This is a genomic window from Planctomycetia bacterium, from assembly GCA_021413845.1.
Taxonomy (GTDB): Bacteria; Planctomycetota; Planctomycetia; order Pirellulales; family PNKZ01; genus PNKZ01.
Window position 1 is genome coordinate 1 of sequence record JAIOPP010000133.1, and the last position, 23605, is coordinate 23605.

Sequence of the window (23605 nt, forward strand, 5' to 3'; positions counted from 1 at the left end):
CGCGACTCGATCTCATGCGCGCGGCGCAGCACTTCGTCCATCGGCGGATGCGCGGTCACCTGCCCGCGCACACTCCAAAACAGCGGAATCAGTCGCAGTGCCATCCTCGGTCGAACGGCTCCTTGCAGCATCCTCACGATCAACTCGCCGGCCTCGCGTCCGCGCTCGGCCATGTCGACATGCGGGTAGGTGTCGTAACCGATGATGGCATCGGCATTCGCCACGCGCAGCGGTGTGTGATTGGAATGCAAGTCGGTCGTGACGACGAGCGGCCGATCCGGACCGAGCACGGCACGCACGCTCGCAATCATATCGCCGTCGGCATCGTCGAGCCCTTCGACGACCATCGCACCATGCAAGTCGAGCAGCATCCCGTCGACCGGCCCGTCGGCCGCTTCGGCGCTGCGGAGTCGCTCGAAGAATTCGGCCTTGAGCGTTTCATAGGCGCTGCGTTCGATCAGGCCCGAGGGATAGGCAAACGTCCAGAGGAGCGGCACGAGCTCGAACTTCCGCTCGGCGGCCGCGGCGATAAAGCCGCCGGGGCACATATTCGCGCCGGTGAATCGCCGCAAGATTCCGTCGCCGCGGAACAAGCCGATGCCGCGCTCGAAGTCGCCGAGCGTGGTTCGTCCGGCGACGAAGGTCGCGGTCTCATGCAGAATTCCCCCGACGGCGATACGCATTCCGACACTCTCTTTCACCTAGGCTCGGTTCCGAAGCAAGGCCGTTATCGTAACCGGCGCAAGACGACGAAGCCACACGGCGTGTTGAAACTGGCCGCGCCGCAGACCATAATCCCCTCCATGAAAATCTTCCTCTCGCGCATGCTCGCCTCGTTGCTTCTATTTTCGTCTGCCGTGGCGCAAGCCGTCGAACCGATCGGCGCATTCGCGCCCGGCGCGCGTGTGCTGTTTCAAGGAGACTCGATCACCGACGGCAACCGTGGCCGGAGCCTCGACCCGAACCATATCCTCGGGCACGGCTACGCGTTTATCGTGGCCGCGAAGCATGGCGCGGCGTATCCTGAAGCGAAGCTCGAGTTCTACAATCGAGGCGTGAGCGGCAACACAGTGCTTGAGCTCGAAAAACGCTGGCAGAAAGACACGCTCGATCTCAAGCCCGACGTGTTGAGTATTCTCATCGGCGTGAACGATCGGGGCCGAGTCCCGCTCGAACAATACGAGCAGGTCTACGACAAGCTTCTCACCGACGCCAAGGCCGCGAACCCGAAGCTGAAGCTCGTGCTCTGCGAGCCGTTCGTGGTGAACCATCTGGCGACGACGGCGCAACAAGGTTCGCCGAGCGCCGACGTCGTGAAGCGGCAGGAGATCGTCGCGCGGCTCGCGAAGAAACATGGCGCGGCACTCGCACGCTTCCAAGTCGCCCTCGATCGGGCCACCGAACGGGGCCCGGCAGCGCATTGGATCTGGGACGACATTCACCCGACCTACTCAGGCCATCAGATCCTCGCCGACGAATGGGAACGAGCCGTGCGCGAGTATTGGAAGTAAGCCGCCGGCGGCAACGGATTTTTTATGCCCGCGCTTTCGGTCCGGCCGGGCGCTCCTGGTGACGCGAAAGCAGTTGCGTCAGCTGAATCAGATCTTCTTCGCTGATATCGACGAACGAATCGAGGGATCTCACGGCGGCGAGAATTTCTTCGTGCGAAGGAGGTGCGGGGTCGGAAGGTTTCGCTGCCGCCGGGCGATTCCAAGCGGCGGGATAACGCCGCCAGCGGAAGAAGCCGTTGATCGCGATCGCCAACAGCACCATCATCACGGCGTTGGCAAGGATCGGACAAAGGGCGAATCGATAACCCAAGTCTCGGATCGCCGGCCCGCCCAGCACGGCGGTAAACGCCGTGGCGCCGCCGGGAGGATGGATACATTTCAACTGGTGCATCGCGCCGATCGCCAGCCCGACCGCGCAAGCCGCGGCCAAGGTTGGGTCCGCAATCTGCCGAGCACACTCCACGCCGATCAAAGCGGAAACACCGTGCCCGGCAATCACCGGCCAAGGTTGCGAGAGCGGCCCATGCGGCACGGCGAACAGCAACACGGCGCTCGCACCCATCGATGCGATCACGACCGACGCGGCCGCATCGGGCAGCAGGAGCCGCGAGAGCCCGATCAGCGCAAAGATCGACAGCCCGCCCCCGAAAGCTGCGACGAGCTTTTCGAGAGCGCTGACTTCCACCAGCTCGACGCCGAACCAACGGCGCAAGTTCGCAAGAGAAATAATGGGGCGGGCTCAACTAACAGGGCGATGCCTAAAGAAACCGAACTCCATTCCGCGCCCGTTACTTGGCGCGAATCACGGCCACGGTTTGGTCGGCGCGGTAGTCGAGGATCTTGCGGCCCCAGGCGATCGTCGTCTCGGCCGGTGCGAGATCGACGCCGTTGATGCGGAAGTTGCCGGCCTTGATCCGCTGTTGCATCCGAATCGTCGCGGGATCGATCGCCAAGAGCTGCGCGCTCATTACGAAATCGTCGTGCAGGCCTTCGGGCTGTTGACGAATTCCTTGGGCTTCGACCCACTTCGTCAGGCCGGCGTAGTCGTAGAACTCCGGCACGTAGACGATGCGCGGCGCGCCGCCCCAGGCGGAGTTCAGCTTCTCGGCCACGGCCTTCATGCCGGGCTGGTTGCCGCCGCTGTCGCCGAGCAAGACGATCCGCTTGAAGCCGGTCGTCTTGAAGCTCGCGCAGAGATCGGTGAGGAGCGCTTGAAAAGTTTCCTCGCGGAGGCTGATCGAGCCGGGATATTTCATGTGCAACGAGGGAGGATCGATATCTCCTTCCGGAACGAAGGCCACGATCGGCGCGACGAGCGTGTTGCCGAGCTTGCGCGCGATCCGTTCCGACGCTCCGCGCAGCACGAAGTTGTGCTTGCCGGTCACGATGTAAGGCCCGTTCTGCTCGACTCCGCCCGTGGCGATGAGGACCGTATCGACCCCGTCGCGCATCCGATCGCGGACTTCCATCCAGGTCAGGTCTTCGATGAATACCGAGTCGACGGCCTCGATCGGCCGGGGCGAATTCGGATCGGGCTTCACCGGGTCGGGCAAGGCGAACAAGGTCGCGGCGGCGGTGGCAAGGCAAGCGAATAAGGTGCGCATCATAAGAACGGCTCGCTAGGAAAGGTGCTGCGCGAAAGGGGGTGCGGAAACGAATCGCTTCGTTCACGATCCGGATAATACTCGATCTGTCGGCACATTTCACGGGAGTAGATTCGCGAGGGGTGTGTGCCGGCTCGTAAAGCGGTCGAGGCTAATTGCGCACGGCCGATGGCTCAAGTCGAGGGAAGTGCATACGATCGCCGGCGATTCCTGATTTCGTACAAACGCCGCACAAGAAGTGGTGCGGTTGAAAACGAGGCCGCTATGATGGAGGTTGGAATCCGCCCTCCTTGCTGCGCGAACTCGCACGTTCGCCCCTCCGCCGCTCGTCGCACCCCCACGCGTTTCGCTTTCCGAGAACAGCTCTCATGGATCGCTTGCCCTCGCACGCCGACTTCGCGCATCGCCCGCACGGCTTTCTGCGCACGAGAGTCGTGCGCATGGCGATCCTCATCGCCGCGAGCTTCGCTAGCCTGACGGTAGCAAGCTCGTCGGCCCGCGCGGCAGCCGGCGATCGCTACGCCGACGCGGTTCGACCGTTGTTGGAAAAATATTGTCTCGCTTGCCACGGCCCGACGAAGCAAGAAGGGAATCTGCGGCTCGATCAAACGGCCCGAACCTTCGATGCCGCCGGCGCGACCCGCTGGCGGCGGATCGTCGAACGGGTCGAGCTCGGCCAGATGCCGCCGGAAGAGAAGCCGCGGCCGACGGCCGACGAGCTGCGTGTGCTCACGAGCTGGGTCGACGACGAAACGAAAACGGCCGAGACTGCGCGGCGGCTCAAAGAAGGGCGCGTCGTGCTTCGGAGATTGAATCGGAACGAATATCAAAACACGATTCGCGATCTGCTCGGCATCGAAGTCGACCTGAGAGAGCAACTACCGCAAGACGGCTCGGCCGACGGCTTCGACAACGCCGGAGCGGCCTTGCATACGTCGTCGTTCTTGATGGATCGCTACTTGGAAGCGGCCGACACGGCCTTGAACCTCGCCATCGCCAATCGGCCGCAAGCGCCGGCGCTCGTCAAGACGCGTTACAGTTTGAAAGAGTCGCATCCGGTTCGCACGACGACGGAAAAGGTCTATCGCTTTCTCGACGACACGGTCGTCTGCTTCTGCTCGTCGGCTTGGCACAACGTCGGCGTGTCGAAGTTCTACCCGAACGAGGGAGGCTTCTACCGTTTCCGGATTTCGGCTTCGGCCTTCCAAAGCGCAGGCAAGCCGGTCACGTTTCGCGTCACGGCGGGGAACACGCGGCTGACCGGCACGAGCGGCTTGGTCGGCTACTTCGACGCCCCGCCCGACGACCCGAAGGTCTTCGAGTTCGTCCGCTACATGGAACCCCGGACGACGATCGCGCTGCTGCCGTACGGCTTGGCGGGTGCGAACGTCGTGTCGAAAATCGGGGCCGACTCCTACGAAGGAACAGGCCTCGCCGTGCAATGGGTCGAAGTCGAGGGACCGCTGAACGAAGTGTGGCCCCCGGAAAGCCATCGCCGGCTGCTCGGCGATCTGCGGCAGAAGCCCGCGCCGGTGTACAACTTCAGCACGCGGGTCGAAGTCGCTTCCGACGACGCCAAGGCCGACGCCGATCGCATCCTCCGGCGGTTTACCCGCCGCGCGTTTCGCCGGCCGGTCGCCGATGAAGACGTGCGGCCGTATGTCGCGATCGTCGAAGCGAAGCTCGCCGCGAGCTACACCTTCGAGCAAGCGATCCGCGCCGCGCTGAAGGGGGTGCTGCTGTCGCCGGAGTTCTTATTCCTGCGCGAAACGCCCGGCAAGCTGAACGACTACGCTCTCGCCTCGCGGCTTTCGTATTTCCTCTGGAGCACGATGCCCGACGAAGAATTGCTTGTCGCCGCCGAGCAAGGAAAGCTCACCGATCAAGAAGAGCTGCAACGCCAAGTCGAGCGGCTGCTCCGGCATCCGCGCGCGGCGGCCTTCACCGAGAACTTCGTCGGCCAATGGCTCGGGCTGCGCGAGATCGACTTCACCGAGCCGAGCCACATTCTCTACCCCGAGTTCGATCATCTGTTGAAAGTGTCGATGATTCGCGAAACGGAGTTGTTCTTCGAAGAAGTCTTGAAGCACGACTTAAGCCTGCTGAACTTCACGTCGTCGGACTTCACGCTGCTCAACGGTCGGTTGGCGAAGCACTACGGCATTCCGGGCCCCGACGGTTGGGAGTTTCGCAAAGTGTCGCTGCCGCCGAAGAGTCATCGGGGGGGCGTGTTGACGATGGCGAGCGTCTTGAAAGTGACGTCGAACGGCACGACGACCTCGCCCGTGATGCGCGGCGCGTGGGTGCTCGACCGGCTTCTGGCGACTCCCCCTGCCCCGCCGCCCGACAACGTCTCGGCCATCGATCCCGACATTCGCGGCGCGACGACGATTCGCGAGCAACTGGCGAAGCACCGCGCTTCGGCGGCCTGCGGCGGTTGCCATGCGAAGATCGATCCTCCCGGCTTCGCGCTGGAAAGCTTCGACTGCATCGGCGGCTTCCGCGAGCGTTATCGCGTCACCGGCAGCGGCGAATCGGTCACGATCGACGGCCGGCGCATGGCGTATCACATCGGCAAGAAAGTCGACCCTGCCGACGTGACCGCAGACGGTCGGGCCTTTGCCGACATCGACGAGTTCAAGCAACTGTTGCTGCGCGATCGAGACCAATTGGCCCGCGCTTTAGCGACGAAGCTCGTCACCTACGCGACGGGTGCCGCCCCGACGTCGGTCGACCGAGCCGAGCTCGACGCGATGGTCGATCGGATTCGCGCGAAAGATTACGGTCTCAAGTCGCTCGTGCATGAAGTGGTCCGCAGCAGTCTGTTCGGAAACAAATAGCCGTATACGTTCGTTATTCGTTCGTCGTTCGTCGCAGGTCGAACCAGGAGAGAATGCCGTGAAGATTCCTCGTCGCACGTTCTTGCGAAGCACCGGAGTAGCCGTCGCGCTCCCTTTGTTAGACGCGATGCAGCCGCGCGTCCGCGCCGCGAACGAGGCGGCCAAGCCGAAGCGGCGCATGGTCTGCATCAACACGCCGCTCGGCCTCCATCCGGCGAACTTCTTCCCGGAGCAGGCGGGCCGCGACTACAAATTGTCGCCCTACCTCGAAGTGCTTAAGGAGTTTCGCGACGACTTCACCGTCGTCTCCGGCTTGTCGCATCCCGACGTCGGGCCGAGCCACGACTCGAACCAAAGCTTTCTCACCGCCGCGCCGCATCCCGAACGGCGCGCCGGCTTCCGCAACACGATCTCGCTCGATCAATTCGCGGCCGAACACCTGCTCGGCGAAACGCGGTTCTCGAGTTTGACGTTGTCGTGCGAAGGGGTCGGGCTCGGCTGGACTCGCAGCGGCGCTCCGGTTCCGGCCGAGGCTTGGCCGACGAGTGTGTTTACCAAGCTGTTCCTGGAAGGCCGGCCGGATGAAGTCGCGGCGCAAGCGCGTCGACTGCAAGACGGCAAGAGCGTGCTCGACGCCGTGCGCGAGCAAGCCCGTCGGCTGCATCCTGCGCTCGGCTCCGACGACCGCGAGAAGCTCAACGAATACTTCACGAGCGTGTGCGAGCTGGAGCAGCGACTCGCTCAGGCCGAGGCTTGGTCGAAACGACCGAAGCCCAAAGTCGAGGCGAAGCCGCCGCAAAACGTGGTGAACTCGACCGACTTGATCGGAAAGAACCGCGTCTGGTTCGATCTCATGCACCTCGCGATCCAAACCGACTCCAGCCGGTTGCTCACGCTTCAACTACTCGGCACCAGCGGCGTGCCGCCGATCGCGGGAGTCAGCCAAGGCCACCACGATCTCTCGCACCACGGCAAAGACCCGGCGAAGATCGCGCAGCTCCGAACGCTCGAATTGGAAAAGATGAAAACGCTGCGCGACTTCTTCGCACAGTTGAAGCAGACGCGCGAAGAAGGAGAGTCGCTCCTCGACCGGACGATGATCTTCTTCAGCAGCAACCTTGCCGACGCCTCGAAGCATTCGGTGAAGAACATGCCGGTGCTGTTGGCCGGCGGCGGCTTCAAGCATGGGCAGCATCTCGCGTTCGATGAAAACAAGAATCCGCCGCTCTGCAATCTCTATGTGAGCATGCTGCAACGGATGGGAATCGAAGCCGACAAGTTCGCCTCGAGCACCGGCACCCTCACCGGCCTGGAAGCCGGCACGTAACCGCGAAAGACATGCGCCATGTCGCTCCCTTCCGCCACGCTGCGGCACTTGGCCGTGGTCGTTATTCATGGCGCGATCCTTTGCTCGGCTGCGCCGACTTTCGCCCAGGGGCCCGACTATCTTCGGGCCCATTACGTCAAGCGCGAGTATCGAATTCCGATGCGCGACGGGGCCCGGCTCTTCACGGCCGTCTACTCGCCGAAAGCCGTGCCGACTCCGCCGGCCGGGCAACCGCCAACCGACCGAGCTCGGCCCCTCTTGATGATCCGCACGCAGTCGGGCCTCGCCCCCTACGGCGAAGAGCGATTTCCCGGCAGCCTCGGGCCGTCGGCGCACTTCGCGCGGTCGGGCTACATCTTTGTTTACCAAGACATTCGCGGGCGCTGGATGTCCGAAGGAGATTTCGTCGCGATGCGCCCGCACGAGCCGCGCAAAGCCGGCCCGCGCGACGTCGACGAAAGCACCGATACCTACGACACGATCGAGTGGCTGCTCAAGAACGTCGCCGACCATAACGGCAAGGTCGGCCACTACGGCACCTCCTATCGAGGTTGGCTGGCGGCGGCGGGAATGATCGATGCGCATCCCGCCCTGAAAGCGGTTTCGCCGCAAGCGCCGATCGGCGACATGTTCACAGGCGACGATTGGCACCACAACGGCGCGCTGTTTCTCAACCACACGTTTTTCTACATGCCGATCATGGGCATGGCTCGCCCTCGGCCGTTCGACACGGCGCCCCCTCGCCCCGACTACGGCACCCCCGACGGCTACGACTTCTTCTTGAAGCTCGGGCCTCTCTCGAACGTCGACACGCGTTACTACCGCGGCGAGGTTCCCTATTGGAACACGATCGCGAAGCATCCCGTCTACGACGACTACTGGAAATCGATCCGGCTGGTGCCGCACTTGAAGAACATCAAGCCGGCCGTGTTGATCGTCGGAGGTTGGTTCGATGCCGAAGACCTCTACGGCACGTTGCTCACTTACCGCGAGCTCGAAGCGCAAAGCCCCGGCACCGCGAGCACGTTAGTCATGGGCCCTTGGACGCACGGCGGCTGGAACTCCGGCGACGGTGCGCGACTCGGTCCCGTCTCGTTCGGCTCGGCGACCGCCGATTATTTTCGCGAGAAGATCGAGTTTCCGTTCTTCGAACACCATCTGAAAGGGCGCGGCGCTTACGAGCCGCCCGAAGCGCTGATGTTCGAGACCGGCGCAAATCGCTGGCACGAGCATGCCGTCTGGCCGCCGCGCGAGACGACCCCGATCACTTGGCACTTCCATCCTCGCGGCAAACTGGCGACCGAGCCGCCGGCCGACGTTGCCGCAGACGCGGCCTTCGATGAATACGTGAGCGATCCGGCCAAGCCGGTCCCCTATATCGACAAGGTCGGCTTTCGCCCGCTCCCTGAATACATGGCCGCCGACCAGCGCTTCGCGGCCTCGCGTCCCGACGTGCTTACCTATGAAACCGAGTCGCTCGACGCCGACCTCACGCTCGTCGGGCCGCTGGTCGCCGATCTGCGGGTCTCAACGAGCGGCACCGATGCGGATTGGGTCGTCAAAGTGATCGACGTCTATCCCGCGAACACGGCCGACCCTCAACCGAACCCGGGTGACATCCGCCTGGGAGGTTATCAGCAGTTGGTTCGCGCCGAGATCATGCGCGGAAAGTTTCGCGAGAGCCTGGAGCAGCCGCAACCGTTCGCGCCGCACGAACCGACCACGGTCAAGTTCACGCTGCCGGACGTTTATCATACGTTTCGCCACGGACACAAAATCATGGTGCAGGTGCAAAGTAGTTGGTTTCCGCTGGTCGACCGCAATCCGCAAACGTTCGTCGATATTTACCAAGCGAAAGAGTCCGATTTTCGTAAAAGCGTGCAGCGCGTTTATCGTTCGCGAATGTTATCCTCACGGCTGTCCGCCACGCGAATTCCTTAGCGCCGCTTCAACCACCGCACGGAACCCTCAACGATGAGCGCAGCCAACTCGCCGCTACGAATCGGAGTCGTCGGGCTCGGCGGCAATACCCGGCTCCGGCATGTGCCGGGCCTATTGGCTTGCGGCGACGTCGCGATCACGGCGGTTTGCAATCGCCGCCCCGAGTCGACGGCCCGCGCCATGCGCGAGTTCGGCATTCCCCGCTCCTACGAACATTGGCAAGACCTGGTCGCCGATCCGGAAATCGATGCCGTCGTGATCGGCACTTGGCCGTATCTACACTGCCCGATCACGGTCGCAGCGCTCGACGCCGGGAAGCATGTCCTCTGCGAGGCGCGCATGGCGATGAACGTCGCCGAAGCGCGGCAAATGCTGGCCGCCGCTCAGCGCAATCCGGCGCTCGTCGCGCAGCTCGTGCCGAGCCCGCTCGGGCTCGGCATCGACTCCACGGTGAAGCGGCTCTTGCGCGAAGGGCATGTCGGCCGGAGCTATCTCGGCGAATTGCGCGAGGCGGTCGTCATCGCCACGAACGACGCCCTCGCCGATGCCGACGCTCCGCTGCATTGGCGGCAAGTGGCCGAGCTGTCGGGCGTGAACATGCTGATGCTCGGCATCGCGCAGGAAACGTTTTCGCGGTGGGTCGCCGAGCCGGTGCGCGTCTTCGCCCAAGCGACTGCGTTTACGGCCGAACGGCGCGACCCGGAAACAGGCACGACCCTCCTCGTCGGCACTCCGGATAGCGTGCAAGTGTTGGCGACGTTGGCCGGCGGCGCGCAGGCGATCTACCACGCCAGCGGCATCACGCGCTTCGGGCCCGGCGCTCAGATTCATCTCTACGGCAGCGAAGGGACGCTGCGCATCGAGCTTACTCCGCAAGAGCGGATCTTCGGCGCACGACAAGGAGATGGCGCGTTGCAAGAGTTTGAAATCCCGGCCGCGGAGCGCGGCGGCTGGAACGTCGAAGCCGATTTCGTCGCATCGATTCGCTCCGGCCGAGCGGTCGCGTTCACCGACTTCGCCGCCGGCGTGCGCTATATGGAGTTCACCGAAGCGGTAGCGCGGAGCGCATCGACCGGCACGTCCATAGACATGATGACCGACATGGCGAGCGAGCCGGTCGCTTAACCGGCATTCGCCCATTCCGACGCTTGATGCGCACCCGGCGGTCGACGACAATCCTGGTCGCTCGCCTTGGTATCGCACCGCAAGAATCTCGCCCCCATGCTTAAGATCCTCATCGCCGAATGCAAGCAGGAAGTCTCGACCTTCAACCCGCACCTCAGCGGCTACGAAGACTTCGCGGTTCGACGCGGCGAAGAGATCCTCACCTACCATCGCCGAGTGCGCAACGAAGTCGGCGGAGCGCTCAGCGTGTTCGATGCCGCACCTGCGGTCGAGCTGGTGCCGGCCTATAGTGCGTTCTTCATCACCTCCGGCGGCACCTTAGCGAAAGCCGCTTGGGAGCGGATCGCCGAGGAATTCCTCGCCGCCGTGCGCGCCGCGCCGCCGGTCGACGGCGTTTACTTCTGCATGCACGGCGCGATGGCGAGCGAAGAAGAGCTGGATCCCGAGGGCTGGCTGCTCGCCGAAACGCGGAAGATTCTCGGCGAGCGGATTCCGATCGTCGTCTCGCTCGATCTGCACGGCATCCTCACCGAACGGATGCTCGAGCACGCTAGCGCGATCGTGGCGTATCACACCTATCCGCACGTCGACTTCTTCGAGACCGGAGCGCGCGCGGCGCGGCTGCTGCTCCGCGTCGTCGCGGGCGAAGTGCGACCGGTCACGGCCCAAGTCGCGATCCCGACGCTCGTGCGCGGCGACGAGCTGATCACCGCGACCGGCCTGTTCGGCGAGAGCATTCGCATCGCTCAAGCCGCCGAGGCGGGCTCGCGCGGCCTTTCCGCCGGGATGTTCATCGGCAACCCGTTTACCGATGTTCCCGCCTTGCAAACCTACAGCTTCGTCGTCGCCGACGACGACCCGGCACTCGCCGAGCGCGAGGCGCTGCGCATCGCCGAAAGTTTTTGGGCGAATCACGAAAAAATGCGCGTGCCGCTGGCGAGCCTCGACGAGATGGCCGCCATCGCGAAGGAGCATCACGCAGGAACTCTCGCGCTCGTCGATGCGGCCGATGCGACGAGCTCCGGCGCTTCCGGCGACAGCAACGCCGTGCTTCGCAAGCTGATCGAGACCGGCTACCGAGGTCGCGCGCTGATCCCGATCGTCGACGAGCCCGCCGTGCGGCAAGCTTTCGCCGCGGGCATCGGGGCGACGATTCGCACCACGCTCGGCGGCACGCTCGATCCGCGCCGTTTCACCCCGCTGGAGATCACGGCCCGCGTACGCTTGCTCGCCGACGGTCGCTTCCGCAGCGAATCGTTCGGCGAAGAATGGTTCGCCGGGCCGACCGCCGTGCTCGAAGCCGGGAACTTCACGCTCGTCGTCGGCAGTCGCGCCGTGAACCTCTACGACCGCTCCTACTTCTACGCCCACGGTCAAGATCCGAAACGCTTCGACGCCGTCGTGGTCAAGTCGCCGCATTGCCAACATCATATGTATGCCGATTGGTGCGCGCGGTTAGTGAACATCGACGCGCCCGGCTCGTCGAGCGCCAACCTCCCCTACCTCGGCCACACGCGCTGCCCGCGCCCGATCTTTCCGCTCGATGCCAATGTTTCTTTCCAACCTCTCGTCAAACGCTTCCGACGCCCTCTATGAAGATCAAAGAAATCCGCTGCGCAGGCCTGCGCGGCGCTACGCCTGAAGGAGGCTGGAGCAACGAGCTTCGCCCCGACGATTGCGTGCATACGCTCATCGCCGTGCATACCGACGAAGGCCCGATCGGGCTCGGCAGCGTCTTCACGAACGATGCGCTCGTGCGCGCGTCGTTGGCCGTGCTCGAGCCGCTCTATCGGGGCGAGAACGCGCTCGAGCCGGAACGGGTGAGCGAGAAGCTGCATCAAAATATGTTCTGGCTCGGTCGCGGCGGCTCGATCACGCATGCCATCAGCGGCATCGACATCGCGCTGTGGGACCTCTTGGGCAAAGCGACGAACCAACCGGTCGGGCGCTTGCTCGGCGGACGTTATCGCGAGCGGGTGCAACCGTATGCCTCGCTCCTGATGGACGAGCCGGCGAAGCTGCGCGACCACTTGCTCGCGGTGAAGTCGCAAGGCTTCCGCGCTTTCAAGATCGGCTGGGGTCCGTTCGGGCGGCGCAACGCCGCGACCGACGAAGCCATCGTCCGCGCGGCGCGCGAAGCGGTCGGCTCGGAGTCGCGCCTGATGGTCGATGCCGGCGGCAGCGATGCCTACTGGCCGAACGGTTACAAATGGGCCCTCAACACGGCGAAGATGCTCGCCGACTACGATGTGCATTGGTTCGAGGAAGCTCTCGATCCCGACGCGCTCGAAGACTACGCGAAGCTGCGCGAGCATTCGCCGGTGCCGATCTCGGGAGGCGAAGTGTTGACGCGGCGCCAAGCGTTTCAGCCGTTTCTCGAAGCCCGCGCGTTCGACATCATCCAGCCGGATGTGACGAAGGTCGGCGGCATCAGCGAAGAGCGCCGCATCGCGTGGATGGCGCAAGAACACGGCGTGCGCTTCATCCCGCACGGTTGGAACACGGCCGTCGGACTCGCCGCCGACTTGCACCTGGCCTCGGCTTTCCCGACGACCGACCTCGTCGAGTATCTCACCGGTTCGCCGTTTATCGACGAGATCACGCTCGGCGGTTGGAAGCTCGACGCCGACGGCATGTTGGCGATTCCTTCCACTCCCGGGCTCGGCCTCGAACTCGATCTCGACGCTTTGAAGAAATACACCGGCGGGGAGAAACTTCTCTAGCGCGGCATACCGCCTCGCTGCCGTAAGATTCGGATCCGCTCGACGCCCGTTCGCCATTTCATCCACGACCCTTCTCCGTTTTTTAGGAGCATCCATCATGCGTCTGCCTCGCATGTTCGCCTCGAGTTTTTCCGGCATCGCCGCGGCCGTGTGGCTGTCGGTCTGCGGTGTCGCCAGTGCCGAGGTCAAGCTGCCGCGCTTCTTCAGCGACCACATGGTGTTGCAGCGCGAAACGAAGGCCCCGCTGTGGGGCACCGCCGCCGCCGGTGAGAAGATCACCGTCCGCTTCCGCGACCAAGAACAAAAAACCGAAGCCGACGCCAAAGGAAACTGGCGTGTCGAATTCACCGGCCTCAAAGCCGGCGGGCCCGACGAGCTCACGATCGCGGCGACGAACACGATCACGCTGAAAGACATTCTCGTCGGCGAAGTTTGGGTCGGCTCCGGTCAGTCGAACATGCAAGGTGCCGTGGTCCACTACGCGCCGAGCGATCCGGAGTTGGCGAAGCTCGCCGCAACGGCTTACCCCACGATTCGCGGCTGCACCGTCAGCAGCGGCTGGAACGAATCGAATCCGAAAAACAACGCGAACTTCTCGGCGATCTTGTTCGCCTTCGCCGTGCGCGTGAACGAAGACTTGAAGGTGCCGGTCGGCATGCTGCTCGGCGCGGTCGGCGGTACGCCGTCGGGCGCGTGGGTCTCGCAAGAGGCGGTCGCCGGCGATCCCGAAGTGCAGAAGCAAATCGCGGAGTACGCGAAAGGTTACGACGCGTTGATGAAGCACTATGAAGAGGTCGATCTGCCGACTTGGGAAAAAGCCAACGCCGCTGCCAAGGCCGCCGGGAAGCCCGACGTCCGGAAGCCGGCTCCGTACGATAAGCCCGGCATGGTGTTCACCAACTTGCCCGGCTACTTGTACGACGCCTACATTCGCCCCTTCGTCGGCTATGGAATTCGGGGCGTCCTCTGGGATCAAGGCGAAAGCGGCACGCGGCTCGGCGGCGTCGACCAAACCACGCTCATGGGGACGCTCATTCGGAGCTGGCGCGCCGCGTGGAACGTCGGCGACTTCGCGTTCATCTACGTGCAAAAGCCGAGCGGCAACGGCTGCGCCTGGGACGTAACGAATCCCGTCACCTCGCAAGCCCAACGCCCTTCGGCGCTCCCCGCCGCTCCGCCGGGAACTACGGACGGGCTTTACGTCGAGACCCACGTGAAGATCATGAAGTATCCGAACGTCGGCATGGCGATCAGCTCCGATCTCGGGCCCGGCGTTCATCCGTCGAACAAGTCGGGCTACGGCAGCCGCGCCGGTGCCGTGGCTCTCGGCATGACGTACGGCAAGCCGATCGAATACTACGGCCCGCTCTACGCTTCGCACACGGTCGAAGGAGATAAGGTGCGCGTGAAGTTCACGCACATCGGCCAAGGCTTGGCCTTCAAGCACGGTGAGAAGCTGCAAGGCTTCGCCATCGCCGGCGACGACAAAGTCTTCCGCTGGGCCGAGGCCGTGATCGACGGCGACACCGTCGTCCTGAGCAACGCCGAAGTCGCCAAGCCGACCGCCGTGCGCTATGCCTGGGCCCATCAACGAACCTGGGCCAACCTGTTCAACAAAGACGGCCTGCCGGCGGTGACGTTCCGCACCGATTCGTGGTAATGGCAACTGACTCTTAGGAAAGCTCCTTCGCAGAAGCCCGCACGTCGTTCGGCGTGCGGGCTTCTTTTTTTGCGCCGCCGCCGGCGTGTCGAAGTTTGCGGAATCCGGCCGACCGGAAGAATCGTTACAGAATCGAGGTCCCGTCGCTCGATGAACCACGGATAGCGAGTCGCATTCGTCGGCCGCGCGATGCCGGCGGAGCCGGCAAAGTGCGAGGCTCGCAGGCCATTCCGTTTCGGGAAAGGATTCCCTATGTCTTCCGTTTTCGATCGTCGTACGTTCGGGCGTCGCCTGGCCGGAGCCGTGCTCTCGGCCGGCACGTTCGCAGGCTGCCGAGGCAACCAATATGCCGAGGTGCGCGATCCGGCGAAGGCCGACATGGTCGGCAGCCATGCGGCCGGCGCGGAGACGTTTAAGCCGCTCGTCGAGCAAGCGGTCGGCCAATTGCTGGCCCGGCATTCGGCTCCGCTCCTGACTCCGACCGGCGAACTGGCTCCGCAACAGCCGAAGCGCGTCTGCTTCGTCGCCGTCGAAAACAAAAGCGCCGAAGAGATCGGCGACTTCAAAGACCAACTTTATCAAACGATCGACATGCACATCGTGCAGTCGCAAGCGTTTCAGCCGATCAACAAGCGCTACATCGACGCCGGCCTGATGCAATGCCGTCTCCGGCCCGACGTGCTGCTCGTCCCGCAAAACATGCGCACCTTCGCCGCCGTGATGGAGCAGCAACAGCAGCCGTTCGACTTCCTCCTCTATGCCACGGTGACCTCCGGCACCACGCGCAGCAACAAAGAGATGCAGCGCGACTACCAACTCACGCTCGAAATGGTGAACGTCCACAACGGCTTCTACGATAAGCAAGCGGCCACGATCTCGAAGGGCTATCACCATTCGATGGTCTCGAAGTTGATGAGCCAAGCCGGGCTCAAGCGCTAGCGCCGGGGAGACGCACCGATGGTCCGCTCCCGCAGCCTTGCGCGCATCGCCTTGCTCGTCGTCGGCATCGCTTCGCTGGCGACGCTCGGCGGCTGCGCCACGTATGCCGATCGCCTGACCGAAGTGCGCGACGCCTTCGGCACCGGCAACATCGCCGCCACCGAAGAGACGCTCGAAGTCGGTATGAAGCGCCGCTGCGATCGCAACGTGCTGACGCTCGATCGGGCCGTCGTGCAGCTCTCGGCCGGCCAAGCGAAGGAAGCCGAGCAAGGGCTCCGCGCGATGCGCGACAAGTTCGACCATCTCGAAAAGCCGGCCGTCGGCGAGAAGGCGCTGTCGATGCTCACCGACGCGCAGTCGGAAGCCTATGCCGGCGAAGACTACGAGAAGGTGTTGATCCGCGTGTTTCTTTGTCTCGCGAACTTGATGACCGACGGGCAAGACGTCGGCGCGTATGCGTATCAAGTCGCGGAGAAGCAGCAGCAGCTCATCCACGCGGCGACCGAATCCGACGGCACCAACCCGAAAGCGAACTACCATCGCGTCGCCTTCGGAGCTTATCTCAACGGCGCGATTCGCGAACAGACGCACGCCGACTTCGACGACGTCGAGCGCTCGTGCGCCGTCGTCTGTAGTTGGGAGCCGGAGTTTCCCTATGCGCAGCAAGACCTCGAACGGGCCCGATACGGCAAGCACTCGCAGCCGGGCAACGGCGTGCTGTACGTGATCACGCTCGTCGGCGTCGGCCCTTATAAGGAAGAAGTTTACGAAGAGGCCTCGACTATCTCGCTCCTGATCGCCGATCGCATCTTGAGCGTGCTCGGCAATCAGACTTTGCCGCCGACGATTGCGCCGGTGAAAGTGCCGCGCGTCGTGTTGACGCCGCACGAAGTCGGCGCGATCGACGTTCGGGTCAACGGCTTTCAAGTCGGCCGGACGGCGACGATCACCGATATCGGTCGGATGGCGGTCGAGCAACATGAAGCGGTTTACGACCGGATCGTCGCCGAAGCGGTCGTGCGGCGGATCGTGAAGAAGGGAGTCGTGTACGGCACGAAGGAAGCGCTCGGGATCGAGAAGAATTCGCTCCCCGGCTTCGCGCTCGACGTCGTCGGCGTCGCTTGGGAAGCGAGCGAGTCGGCCGATACGCGCTGCTGGGGCTTGCTGCCCGACAAGATCCAAGTGCTCCGCGTCGAGTTGCCGGCCGGCACGCACGACATCACGCTGCAATCGCAAATGACCTCCGGCCTGCCGCTCGGTCGACCGTCGAACGCGCAAGTCGAAATCGCCGACGGCCGCAACAGCTTTATGCTCGCCAACTTCCCCCTCGGCAACCTCGCCGGCACGATCTCGACCAGCAAGCAATAAAGTAGCAGGCACGTTCCACGTGCCGTAGCCGCACGAAGCTTTGAAGCTAAGTGCAGCATCGCGACGCACGCAGCCTCTGTCCACACGCAGCTCCGTTCAATAGCCCCGGATGCATATCCGGGGCCGTACCGCGATGATCGTTCCGTATCGTTCGTGGCGGACGGCACGTGAAACGTGCCTGCTACTTTGCAGACATGGCCCAATTCTTCGCGTTGAAGTTCGCGGCGCTTAGTGCGATGTTGAACCGCGTGAGGAGACGAGACTCCGACCTCCGGTAGGTTTCGACGCGTTGCTTGTCTATGCGAGACCGGCAACGACGAATCGCGATGGGGAATTTTTAGCCACGGCCGCGCCGCTTGTCGCCGCCGTGGTTGGAACGAATCGAGCGCTAAGCTTGGTCCCTTGCGACGATGGTCGATCGAACGATTGTTGTGAAGACGATCGCTCGATGTCTCTTTCCGGCCTGCGGTGCGTGCGGGTTTGCTTCGGCGAATGATCACGCATCGCGATCCTCGGTCGTCTTGCGTTCGTGGATGAAACGCGAGGCGACAGCCAACGAGGATTGAATTTGCACGACGTTCTCTGCGAAGTTGCAACATCGCAAAGAACGCTTCGCTGCCCTGGGCGTCGTCCGGTGCGTCGTCGCGCGAGCCAGTCTTTCTTCATGCGAAGCAAGCCGGTTCGGGCGGAATGCTCTGCGTAGAGAATCGTTTGACAAGATGCCCAAGCCCGCTCGGGCGACGACGCACGAATGTTTTTCAAGTCGCAAGCCGGCGCGATTATGGCTGTGCTTTGTTTAAGTAGCAGGCACGTTCCACGTGCCGTCAGCCACAGCTGATAGAGAACGATCGTTACGGTGCGGCCCCGGATATGCATCCGGGACTATTGAACGGAGCTGAACGTGTCGCGATCGTGCGTCGTGCTCGAAAGACGCACATGGCTACGGCACGTGGAACGTGCCTGCTACTTTCAAACTACACGCCGTTTTGCTTGAACCAAGCTAGGGCCCGTTTCCAGCCGTCGTCCGCTTTGTCTTTTCGATAGGTCGGGCGGTAGTCGGCGTGGAAGCCGTGCGGGGTGTCCGGATAGAGCACGATCTCGCTCGGCTTGCCCGCCGCTTTGATCGCCGCTTGCATCTTCTCGACGCTCTCGACCGGAATGCCCGTGTCGGCGGCGCCGTAGAGCCCGAGCACGGGTGCTTTCAATTCGCCGGCAAGATCCAGAGGATGCTTCGGATGCAAGGCGTCGACCGCGCTCGTCAGCCTGCCGTACCACGCAACGCCGGCCTTCAACTTCGAACTATGAGCCGAATAGAGCCACACGATTCGTCCGCCCCAGCAGAAGCCGGTGATGCCGAGCTTGTCGACGTTCCCTTTGCCCGACTTCGCGGCCCAAGCGACCGTCGCGTCGAGGTCCGCCAGCACTTGGGCGTCGGGCACTTTCGACACGACCGAAGCGATGATCTTTTGAATGTCGGTCTCTTTCGAGACGTCGCCTTGGCGCGCATACAACTCCGGCGCGACGGCCAAGTAGCCGAGCTTCGCAAACCGGCGGCAGACGTCTTTGATGTGCTCATGCACGCCGAAAATCTCTTGCACGACGAGCACCGTCGGGAACGAGTCTCCCTTGGCCGGCCGCGCTTGATAGGCCGGAATCTCGCCGTCGGCGACCGGGATCTTCACTTCGCCGGCTTCGAGATCCGCGGTGTCGGTCGTGATCGTCTCGGCTGCGACCGGTTGCACGGCCAGCGCGAAGCCGGTCGCCAACGTCGTAACGACGAACTCGCGGCGACTCCAAGCGAAGTTCGGAACCAAGCTCGTCAGATCGTCGTGCAGCGTGTTCTCCTCGAAGGGGGGCGTGCGCTGGGAAGCGTGACGTATCGAGCGGCATTTTACACGCCGCACGCGCGAAGAAAAGCAGCCGGCGTGAGTTCGCCGGCGATATCAACACGCAACGGCTCAGCGCGCGAGGTTTCAGCGCGCAAGGTCCAACGCTTCGTCGACGACGCTTTCGTTCACGAACTCGATATCGCCGGTCGCGACATCGTACATCGCACCGACGATCGCAATCCGCCCCGCGCGAATCAACGGGCCGAGCGTGTCGCTTTCCCGTTGGATCTGCTCGACCATCCGCAAGACGTTCATTCGTGCGACTTGATTGATGAACGCTTCTTGATCGGTATGCGAACAGCGATCGAACTCGCGGCCGTGGTCGTAGTCGATCGATTCCTGAATGCTGCGCAAGATCGGCTCGGCATGTTGGCAGCCGGGCCCTTGCGGAGGGGCCTCGCCGGCAAACGCGGTTCGCACGGCCAACGTCACGGCTCCGCAGCGCGTGTGCCCCATCACGAGAATCAGCTTCGCGCCGGCGACGGCACAGCCGTATTCCAAGCTACCGAGAATCTTGCGGCTCGTAATGTTTCCCGCCACGCGCACGTTGAACACATCGCCGATGCCGGTATCGAATACCAGCTCGGCCGACGAGCGCGAGTCCATGCAGCTGAGCACGACGGCCAACGGATGCTGCCCATGCGCCGTTTCGTGAACCTGCCGGCTGAAGTCGCGCGTCAACGGTCGGCCGTTGCGGAAGCGCTCGTTGCCGTCTTTGAGAATCTGCAACACCTGCGCGGGAGTGAGCGAAGCTTGCAGCTCGCGCGTCGAATGGTCGAGGTACTGGATCCGATCTTCGAGGTGATACTTCGCGCGAAAGCCGAGCATGCTCACTTCGATTTTACGCACCGGAGCGGTTTGCTCGGAGAAGTGGCGGATCAGGTCGAGCACGTCGGGATCGATGTAGTGCGTGTTGCGTGCATCGAGCAGCAGCTGTCCGCCGCGCGGAATCGAATCGAGCGCCTGCGACAACGCCGCCCGATTCAAGAAGCTCACTTGATTTGCGAGCTCGATATGAATCACGTTGCCGCCGAGTTGCTTCTCGACGAATCGCCGAATCGGCCGGCGCAGGTTGCTGCTGAGAATGAAGCTGAGGCTCACGCCGAGGCCGATGAGCATGCCGATCAACAGGTCGGTCGTGACGATCGCGACGACCGTCACGGCGAACGGAATGAACTGATACTTGCCGTCGCGCCACATCTGCTTCATCGTCGACGGGCCGGCGAGCCGCACCCCGGTGATGAACAAAATCGCCGCCAAACAGGAGAGCGGAATGAGGTTCAACCACGCGGGCAACAACGATACGCAGACCAGCAAGAACAAGCCGTGCGTGATCGCCGCGAGTTTCGTTTGGCCGCCGGAGTTGATATTCAGCGAACTGCGCACGATGACCGACGACACCGGAATGCCGCCGAGAAAACCGACCGCGATGTTGCCGACCCCTTGGGCGAGCAGTTCGCGATTCGTCGGCGAGGTCCGCTGCTTCGGATCGATCTTATCGATCGCTTCCAAGTTCAACAACGTTTCGAGCGACACGACCAACGCGATCGCGAGGCCCGCCATGTAAACCTTGGGATTCATCCACTGCGAGAAGTCGGGCCAATGGAGAAACGTCGCGAACTCCGCTGCGTTCGTCGTCACGGGAACCTGCACCAAATGGTTGCCGCCGACTCCCCAGTTGCCGCCGAAAGTGTTGAGCAACATGTTCATGCCGACGCCGAGCAACACCACGACCAGCGGCGCGGGAAACGGCGATTGCTTCAATCGCGGAACCTTGTCCCAAAGAAACAAGAGCGCTACCGACGTGAGGCCGATCACCGTTGCGCCGGGATGAAAGCCGAGCAACTCGCCGAGTTCGGAGAACGTGTTCTCCTGATCGGGCTGGAAGAACGCCATATTCCCTTCGGGATCGGAGTCGAGCCCGAAGAGGTGAGGGATCTGCTTGAGAATGAGAATGATCCCGATCGCAGCGAGCAAACCTTTGATCACCCCCGACGGTACGAACTCGGAAACGACACCGGCCCGCAAGAGCCCGAGGATGATTTGAATCACTCCCGCCACGATGACCGCGAGCAGAAACGTCTCGAAGCTGCCGAGCAGCGCGATCTGCGCCACGACGACCGCCGCGCTGCCGGGCGAAGGACCGCTGATGCTCGTATGCGATCCGCTCAAGAAGCCGACGAGAATTCCGCCGACGACGCCGGCGATGAGACCGGAGATCAACGGCGCGTTCGAAGAGAGCGCGACCCCCAAACACAACGGCAAGGCGACGAAAAACACGACCAATCCCGCCGTGAGATCGCGGCCGATGGTGTCGCGTGAAAACATACGGGTATCGGGCATCAGCAACTCTCCTCAGACGAACGCTGCCCGACGGCGAACCGGATGGCGGCAGGGGATCGAATCCATCCGGCGGTCGGGCTATTGTCGCGACGACCCACGGTCGCCGCGAACCTACGGAACCTGTCTTACCGGACTGTAATTATTACAGTTTCGTAATGTTTGTAGAATGCAGAAAACGGCTGAAATCAAGCTATTTTTACGACATACCCGTATACATGGGTGGTAAACATTAAGGAATCGCCCACCATCGTCGGAGCCGCGGCAAATCGGAGCTCTGCCGAACCGTGCGGGCATATTGAACCTGAGACCGATATCGGGATACTGAACCGCCTCATTTGCAGAGTGCTGCAAGCCCGTACGTTTCCATTCGTATTCAGAGTAAGGACCACGATCATGAGTCGCCCCGGTGCCGTGACGTTTAAGGGAAATCCATTGACGCTCGCCGGCGAGGCCGTGACGGTCGGCAAACCCGCTCCCGACTTTAAGCTCGCGCAATACGAAGGGGGCATGAAGGAAGTGACCGTGGCCGACCTGAAGGGGAAGCCGACGATCATCAGCGTGGTCCCGTCGCTCGATACTCCGGTCTGCCAGATCCAAACCAAGAAGTTCAATCAAGAGCTCGCGAGCTACGGCGACAAGATTAACGCCGTGACGGTGAGCGTCGACTTGCCGTTTGCGATGAACCGCTTCTGCGGCGCCGAGAACATCAAGAACCTGCGCTCGTTGAGCGACTACAAGGATCGCAACTTCGGCAAGAACTGGGGCATGCTCATCGAAGAGTTGCAACTGCTCGCGCGCGGCACGTTCGTGCTCGATGCGGCCGGCACCGTGGTCTATGCCGAGCAAGTGAAGGAAGTCGCCGAAGAACCGAAATACGATGCCCCACTCGCCAAGCTCAAGGAATTGGTCGGTTAACGCTTCCGTCGATCACGTTCGCTACGCCGTCGTCACGGGCTCGGCCGGCGCGCTCGGTCGAGCCTTTGCCGTGCGACTCGCCGAGCGCGGCTACCGACTGGCGCTCGTCGACTTGAACGAAGCGGAGAATCTCGAAACGCTGCGGCTCGTCGAAGTCGCCGGCGGCTCGGGCCGCGTCGAAACGTTCGACGTCACCTCGATCGCGGCTTGGCAAGCGTTGCATGATCGGCTCGCCGTCGAGTGGCCGCGCGTCGATCTCTTGATCAACAACGCCGGCGTGGCGGGTGCCGGTGAAGTCGGCTTGTTTCCGCTCGACGATTGGCAATGGCTCGTCGATGTGAATCTCAAATCGGTCGTCGTCGGTTGCCACACGTTCGCCGAACGGCTGAAGACGAACGCGCGCGGCGCGCATGTCATCAACGTCGCCTCGTTCGCGGCCTTCGCTTGCTTGCCGAACATGGCTGCGTACAACGTCGCAAAAGCCGGCGTGCTCGCACTGTCGGAAACGCTGCACGTCGAGTGGCATCAGTATCGCGTCGGCGTCACGGTCGTCTGTCCGAGCTTCTTCGTCTCCGGCTTGCTGAACGGCGCGCGCCTGCAAACCGAATCGCAGCGCGACTACACCGAGCGCTCGATGCGCGAAGCGAAGTTCTCCGCCGACGATGTCGCCGTGCAAACGCTCGAGGCGATGGCGCACGGCCGGCTCTACGTGATGATGCCGTACAAATCGAAATCGTATTGGTGGCTCAAGCGGTTCTTTCCAAACTTCTTCATGCGCAAAGTCATGCGCAAGTTCGAGCGGCAGGCGAAGCCGACGGAAGGGGAGCCCGATGCTCAGCCTTAAATCGAGCACCGCTCCATGGTGGCTCGACACCGTCGAGCGGCACCTCGAAGAAGTGCTCATCGATCATGCGCACTGCGAAAAGAAAGCGGCCGGCACGGCGCTGAACCTGATCTTCGCCTACGTCGACCGCGTGCCGCTCGTGCGCGAGCTGACGTCGATCGTCCATGAAGAACTCGCCCACTTCCGCTTGGTGCTCGACCTGCTCGAACGGCGCGGCATGCGCTTCCGCCGCCTAGTGCCGAGCAGCTACGGCCGGAAGCTGAACGACTTAGTGCGGAAGCAAGAACCGCACAAGGCGATCGATCGACTGCTGATCGCGGCGCTGATCGAGGCCCGTAGCTGCGAGCGGTTCTGCCTGCTGCGCGATCGACTGCAAGACCGCGAACTCGCCGACTTCTACGGCAGCCTCTACGCGTCGGAAGCCCGACACCACGCGACGTACGTCGAGTTCGCGCGCGAGTTCGGAAATGAAAACGAAATCGCCGAACGGCTTAATCAACTTGCGGAACTCGAAGCGGCGATCATCGACGAAGGGGATGAGCTGGCGCGCGTTCATAGCTAAGAAAACCAGAAACC

General features: G+C 62.9%; 18 protein-coding genes. 13 read left to right on the top strand and 5 right to left on the bottom strand.

Annotated elements, in window-relative coordinates; all coding sequences use genetic code 11:
* Nucleotides 1–683: M81 family metallopeptidase (locus K8U03_22820; GenBank protein MCE9607731.1), on the bottom strand; the 683-nt coding region annotated here is incomplete at its 3' end.
* A 120-nt stretch (nt 684–803) separates the two neighbouring features.
* Here K8U03_22820 and K8U03_22825 point away from each other — a divergent pair.
* Entirely contained in the window at nt 804–1511 is a 708-nt protein-coding gene (locus tag K8U03_22825; GenBank protein ID MCE9607732.1) for an SGNH/GDSL hydrolase family protein, read from the top strand.
* A 22-nt stretch (nt 1512–1533) separates the two neighbouring features.
* On the opposite strand, the gene K8U03_22830 is transcribed toward K8U03_22825, so the two are convergent.
* On the bottom strand, nt 1534–2223 hold the full coding sequence (locus K8U03_22830) for an HPP family protein (protein ID MCE9607733.1): 690 nt from the start codon (nt 2221–2223) through the stop codon (nt 1534–1536).
* Between the two features lie 76 nt (nt 2224–2299).
* Nucleotides 2300–3115 (bottom strand): creatininase family protein, encoded by an 816-nt coding sequence (locus K8U03_22835; GenBank protein MCE9607734.1) that lies wholly within the window; start codon nt 3113–3115, stop codon nt 2300–2302.
* Between the two features lie 368 nt (nt 3116–3483).
* Between K8U03_22835 and K8U03_22840 the strand changes: the two genes are divergently transcribed.
* The 9 genes from K8U03_22840 (at nt 3484) to K8U03_22880 (ending at nt 17038) form a co-directional block, all read left to right on the top strand.
* A complete protein-coding gene (locus K8U03_22840) occupies nt 3484–5955 on the top strand; it encodes a DUF1592 domain-containing protein (GenBank protein MCE9607735.1) in 2472 nt (823 codons plus the stop codon).
* Nucleotides 5918–7282, top strand: a complete 1365-nt coding sequence (locus K8U03_22845) for a DUF1552 domain-containing protein (protein MCE9607736.1) — start codon at nt 5918–5920, stop codon at nt 7280–7282. Before K8U03_22840 ends, K8U03_22845 begins: the two co-directional genes overlap by 38 nt.
* Before the next feature lie 18 nt (nt 7283–7300).
* Nucleotides 7301–9223 (top strand): CocE/NonD family hydrolase, encoded by a 1923-nt coding sequence (locus tag K8U03_22850; GenBank protein ID MCE9607737.1) that lies wholly within the window; start codon nt 7301–7303, stop codon nt 9221–9223.
* 33 nt (nt 9224–9256) lie between these two features.
* Entirely contained in the window at nt 9257–10348 is a 1092-nt protein-coding gene (locus tag K8U03_22855; protein MCE9607738.1) for a Gfo/Idh/MocA family oxidoreductase, read from the top strand.
* Between the two features lie 96 nt (nt 10349–10444).
* On the top strand, nt 10445–11944 hold the full coding sequence (locus K8U03_22860) for a M81 family metallopeptidase (GenBank protein MCE9607739.1): 1500 nt from the start codon (nt 10445–10447) through the stop codon (nt 11942–11944).
* The gene (locus tag K8U03_22865; GenBank protein MCE9607740.1) at nt 11941–13071 is read left to right on the top strand and encodes a mandelate racemase/muconate lactonizing enzyme family protein; all 1131 of its coding nucleotides are present in this window, start codon (nt 11941–11943) and stop codon (nt 13069–13071) included. The genes K8U03_22860 and K8U03_22865 overlap by 4 nt, the downstream gene beginning before the upstream one ends.
* 97 nt (nt 13072–13168) lie before the next feature.
* The gene (locus K8U03_22870; GenBank protein ID MCE9607741.1) at nt 13169–14731 is read left to right on the top strand and encodes a sialate O-acetylesterase; all 1563 of its coding nucleotides are present in this window, start codon (nt 13169–13171) and stop codon (nt 14729–14731) included.
* A gap of 252 nt (nt 14732–14983) precedes the next feature.
* Nucleotides 14984–15670, top strand: coding sequence for a penicillin-binding protein activator LpoB (locus tag K8U03_22875; GenBank protein MCE9607742.1), 687 nt, complete (start codon nt 14984–14986; stop codon nt 15668–15670).
* Between the two features lie 18 nt (nt 15671–15688).
* Nucleotides 15689–17038: a hypothetical protein gene (locus tag K8U03_22880; GenBank protein ID MCE9607743.1), complete on the top strand. Its 1350-nt coding sequence runs from the start codon at nt 15689–15691 to the stop codon at nt 17036–17038.
* A gap of 974 nt (nt 17039–18012) precedes the next feature.
* Here the strand turns inward: K8U03_22880 and K8U03_22885 are convergent.
* On the bottom strand, nt 18013–18873 hold the full coding sequence (locus K8U03_22885; protein MCE9607744.1) for a dienelactone hydrolase family protein: 861 nt from the start codon (nt 18871–18873) through the stop codon (nt 18013–18015).
* Between the two features lie 138 nt (nt 18874–19011).
* A complete protein-coding gene (locus tag K8U03_22890) occupies nt 19012–21270 on the bottom strand; it encodes a sulfate transporter (protein ID MCE9607745.1) in 2259 nt (752 codons plus the stop codon).
* Between the two features lie 393 nt (nt 21271–21663).
* Between K8U03_22890 and tpx the strand changes: the two genes are divergently transcribed.
* From tpx to K8U03_22905, 3 genes are read left to right on the top strand one after another with little or no spacing between them, the layout of a single operon-like run.
* Nucleotides 21664–22185 (top strand): thiol peroxidase, encoded by a 522-nt coding sequence (gene tpx / locus K8U03_22895; protein ID MCE9607746.1) that lies wholly within the window; start codon nt 21664–21666, stop codon nt 22183–22185.
* Entirely contained in the window at nt 22148–23029 is an 882-nt protein-coding gene (locus K8U03_22900) for an SDR family NAD(P)-dependent oxidoreductase (protein ID MCE9607747.1), read from the top strand. The genes tpx and K8U03_22900 overlap by 38 nt, the downstream gene beginning before the upstream one ends.
* On the top strand, nt 23016–23591 hold the full coding sequence (locus tag K8U03_22905; protein ID MCE9607748.1) for a tRNA-(ms[2]io[6]A)-hydroxylase: 576 nt from the start codon (nt 23016–23018) through the stop codon (nt 23589–23591). The genes K8U03_22900 and K8U03_22905 overlap by 14 nt, the downstream gene beginning before the upstream one ends.
* The last annotated feature ends 14 nt before the right edge of the window (nt 23592–23605 follow it).

What these genes read in the sequence shown, in the direction of transcription:
- K8U03_22860 (MCE9607739.1), top strand. Translation starts at nt 10,445, where the DNA reads ATGCTTAAGATCCTCATCGCCGAATGCAAGCAGGAAGTCTCGACCTTC.
- K8U03_22855 (MCE9607738.1), top strand. Translation starts at nt 9,257, where the DNA reads ATGAGCGCAGCCAACTCGCCGCTACGAATCGGAGTCGTCGGGCTCGGC.
- K8U03_22850 (MCE9607737.1), top strand. Translation starts at nt 7,301, where the DNA reads ATGTCGCTCCCTTCCGCCACGCTGCGGCACTTGGCCGTGGTCGTTATT.
- K8U03_22905 (MCE9607748.1), top strand. Translation starts at nt 23,016, where the DNA reads ATGCTCAGCCTTAAATCGAGCACCGCTCCATGGTGGCTCGACACCGTC.
- K8U03_22845 (MCE9607736.1), top strand. Translation starts at nt 5,918, where the DNA reads ATGAAGTGGTCCGCAGCAGTCTGTTCGGAAACAAATAGCCGTATACGT.
- K8U03_22900 (MCE9607747.1), top strand. Translation starts at nt 22,148, where the DNA reads ATGCCCCACTCGCCAAGCTCAAGGAATTGGTCGGTTAACGCTTCCGTC.
- K8U03_22835 (MCE9607734.1), bottom strand. Translation starts at nt 3,115, where the DNA reads ATGCGCACCTTATTCGCTTGCCTTGCCACCGCCGCCGCGACCTTGTTC.
- K8U03_22890 (MCE9607745.1), bottom strand. Translation starts at nt 21,270, where the DNA reads ATGCCCGATACCCGTATGTTTTCACGCGACACCATCGGCCGCGATCTC.
- K8U03_22865 (MCE9607740.1), top strand. Translation starts at nt 11,941, where the DNA reads ATGAAGATCAAAGAAATCCGCTGCGCAGGCCTGCGCGGCGCTACGCCT.
- K8U03_22875 (MCE9607742.1), top strand. Translation starts at nt 14,984, where the DNA reads ATGTCTTCCGTTTTCGATCGTCGTACGTTCGGGCGTCGCCTGGCCGGA.
- K8U03_22880 (MCE9607743.1), top strand. Translation starts at nt 15,689, where the DNA reads ATGGTCCGCTCCCGCAGCCTTGCGCGCATCGCCTTGCTCGTCGTCGGC.
- tpx (MCE9607746.1), top strand. Translation starts at nt 21,664, where the DNA reads ATGAGTCGCCCCGGTGCCGTGACGTTTAAGGGAAATCCATTGACGCTC.
- K8U03_22870 (MCE9607741.1), top strand. Translation starts at nt 13,169, where the DNA reads ATGCGTCTGCCTCGCATGTTCGCCTCGAGTTTTTCCGGCATCGCCGCG.
- K8U03_22825 (MCE9607732.1), top strand. Translation starts at nt 804, where the DNA reads ATGAAAATCTTCCTCTCGCGCATGCTCGCCTCGTTGCTTCTATTTTCG.
- K8U03_22840 (MCE9607735.1), top strand. Translation starts at nt 3,484, where the DNA reads ATGGATCGCTTGCCCTCGCACGCCGACTTCGCGCATCGCCCGCACGGC.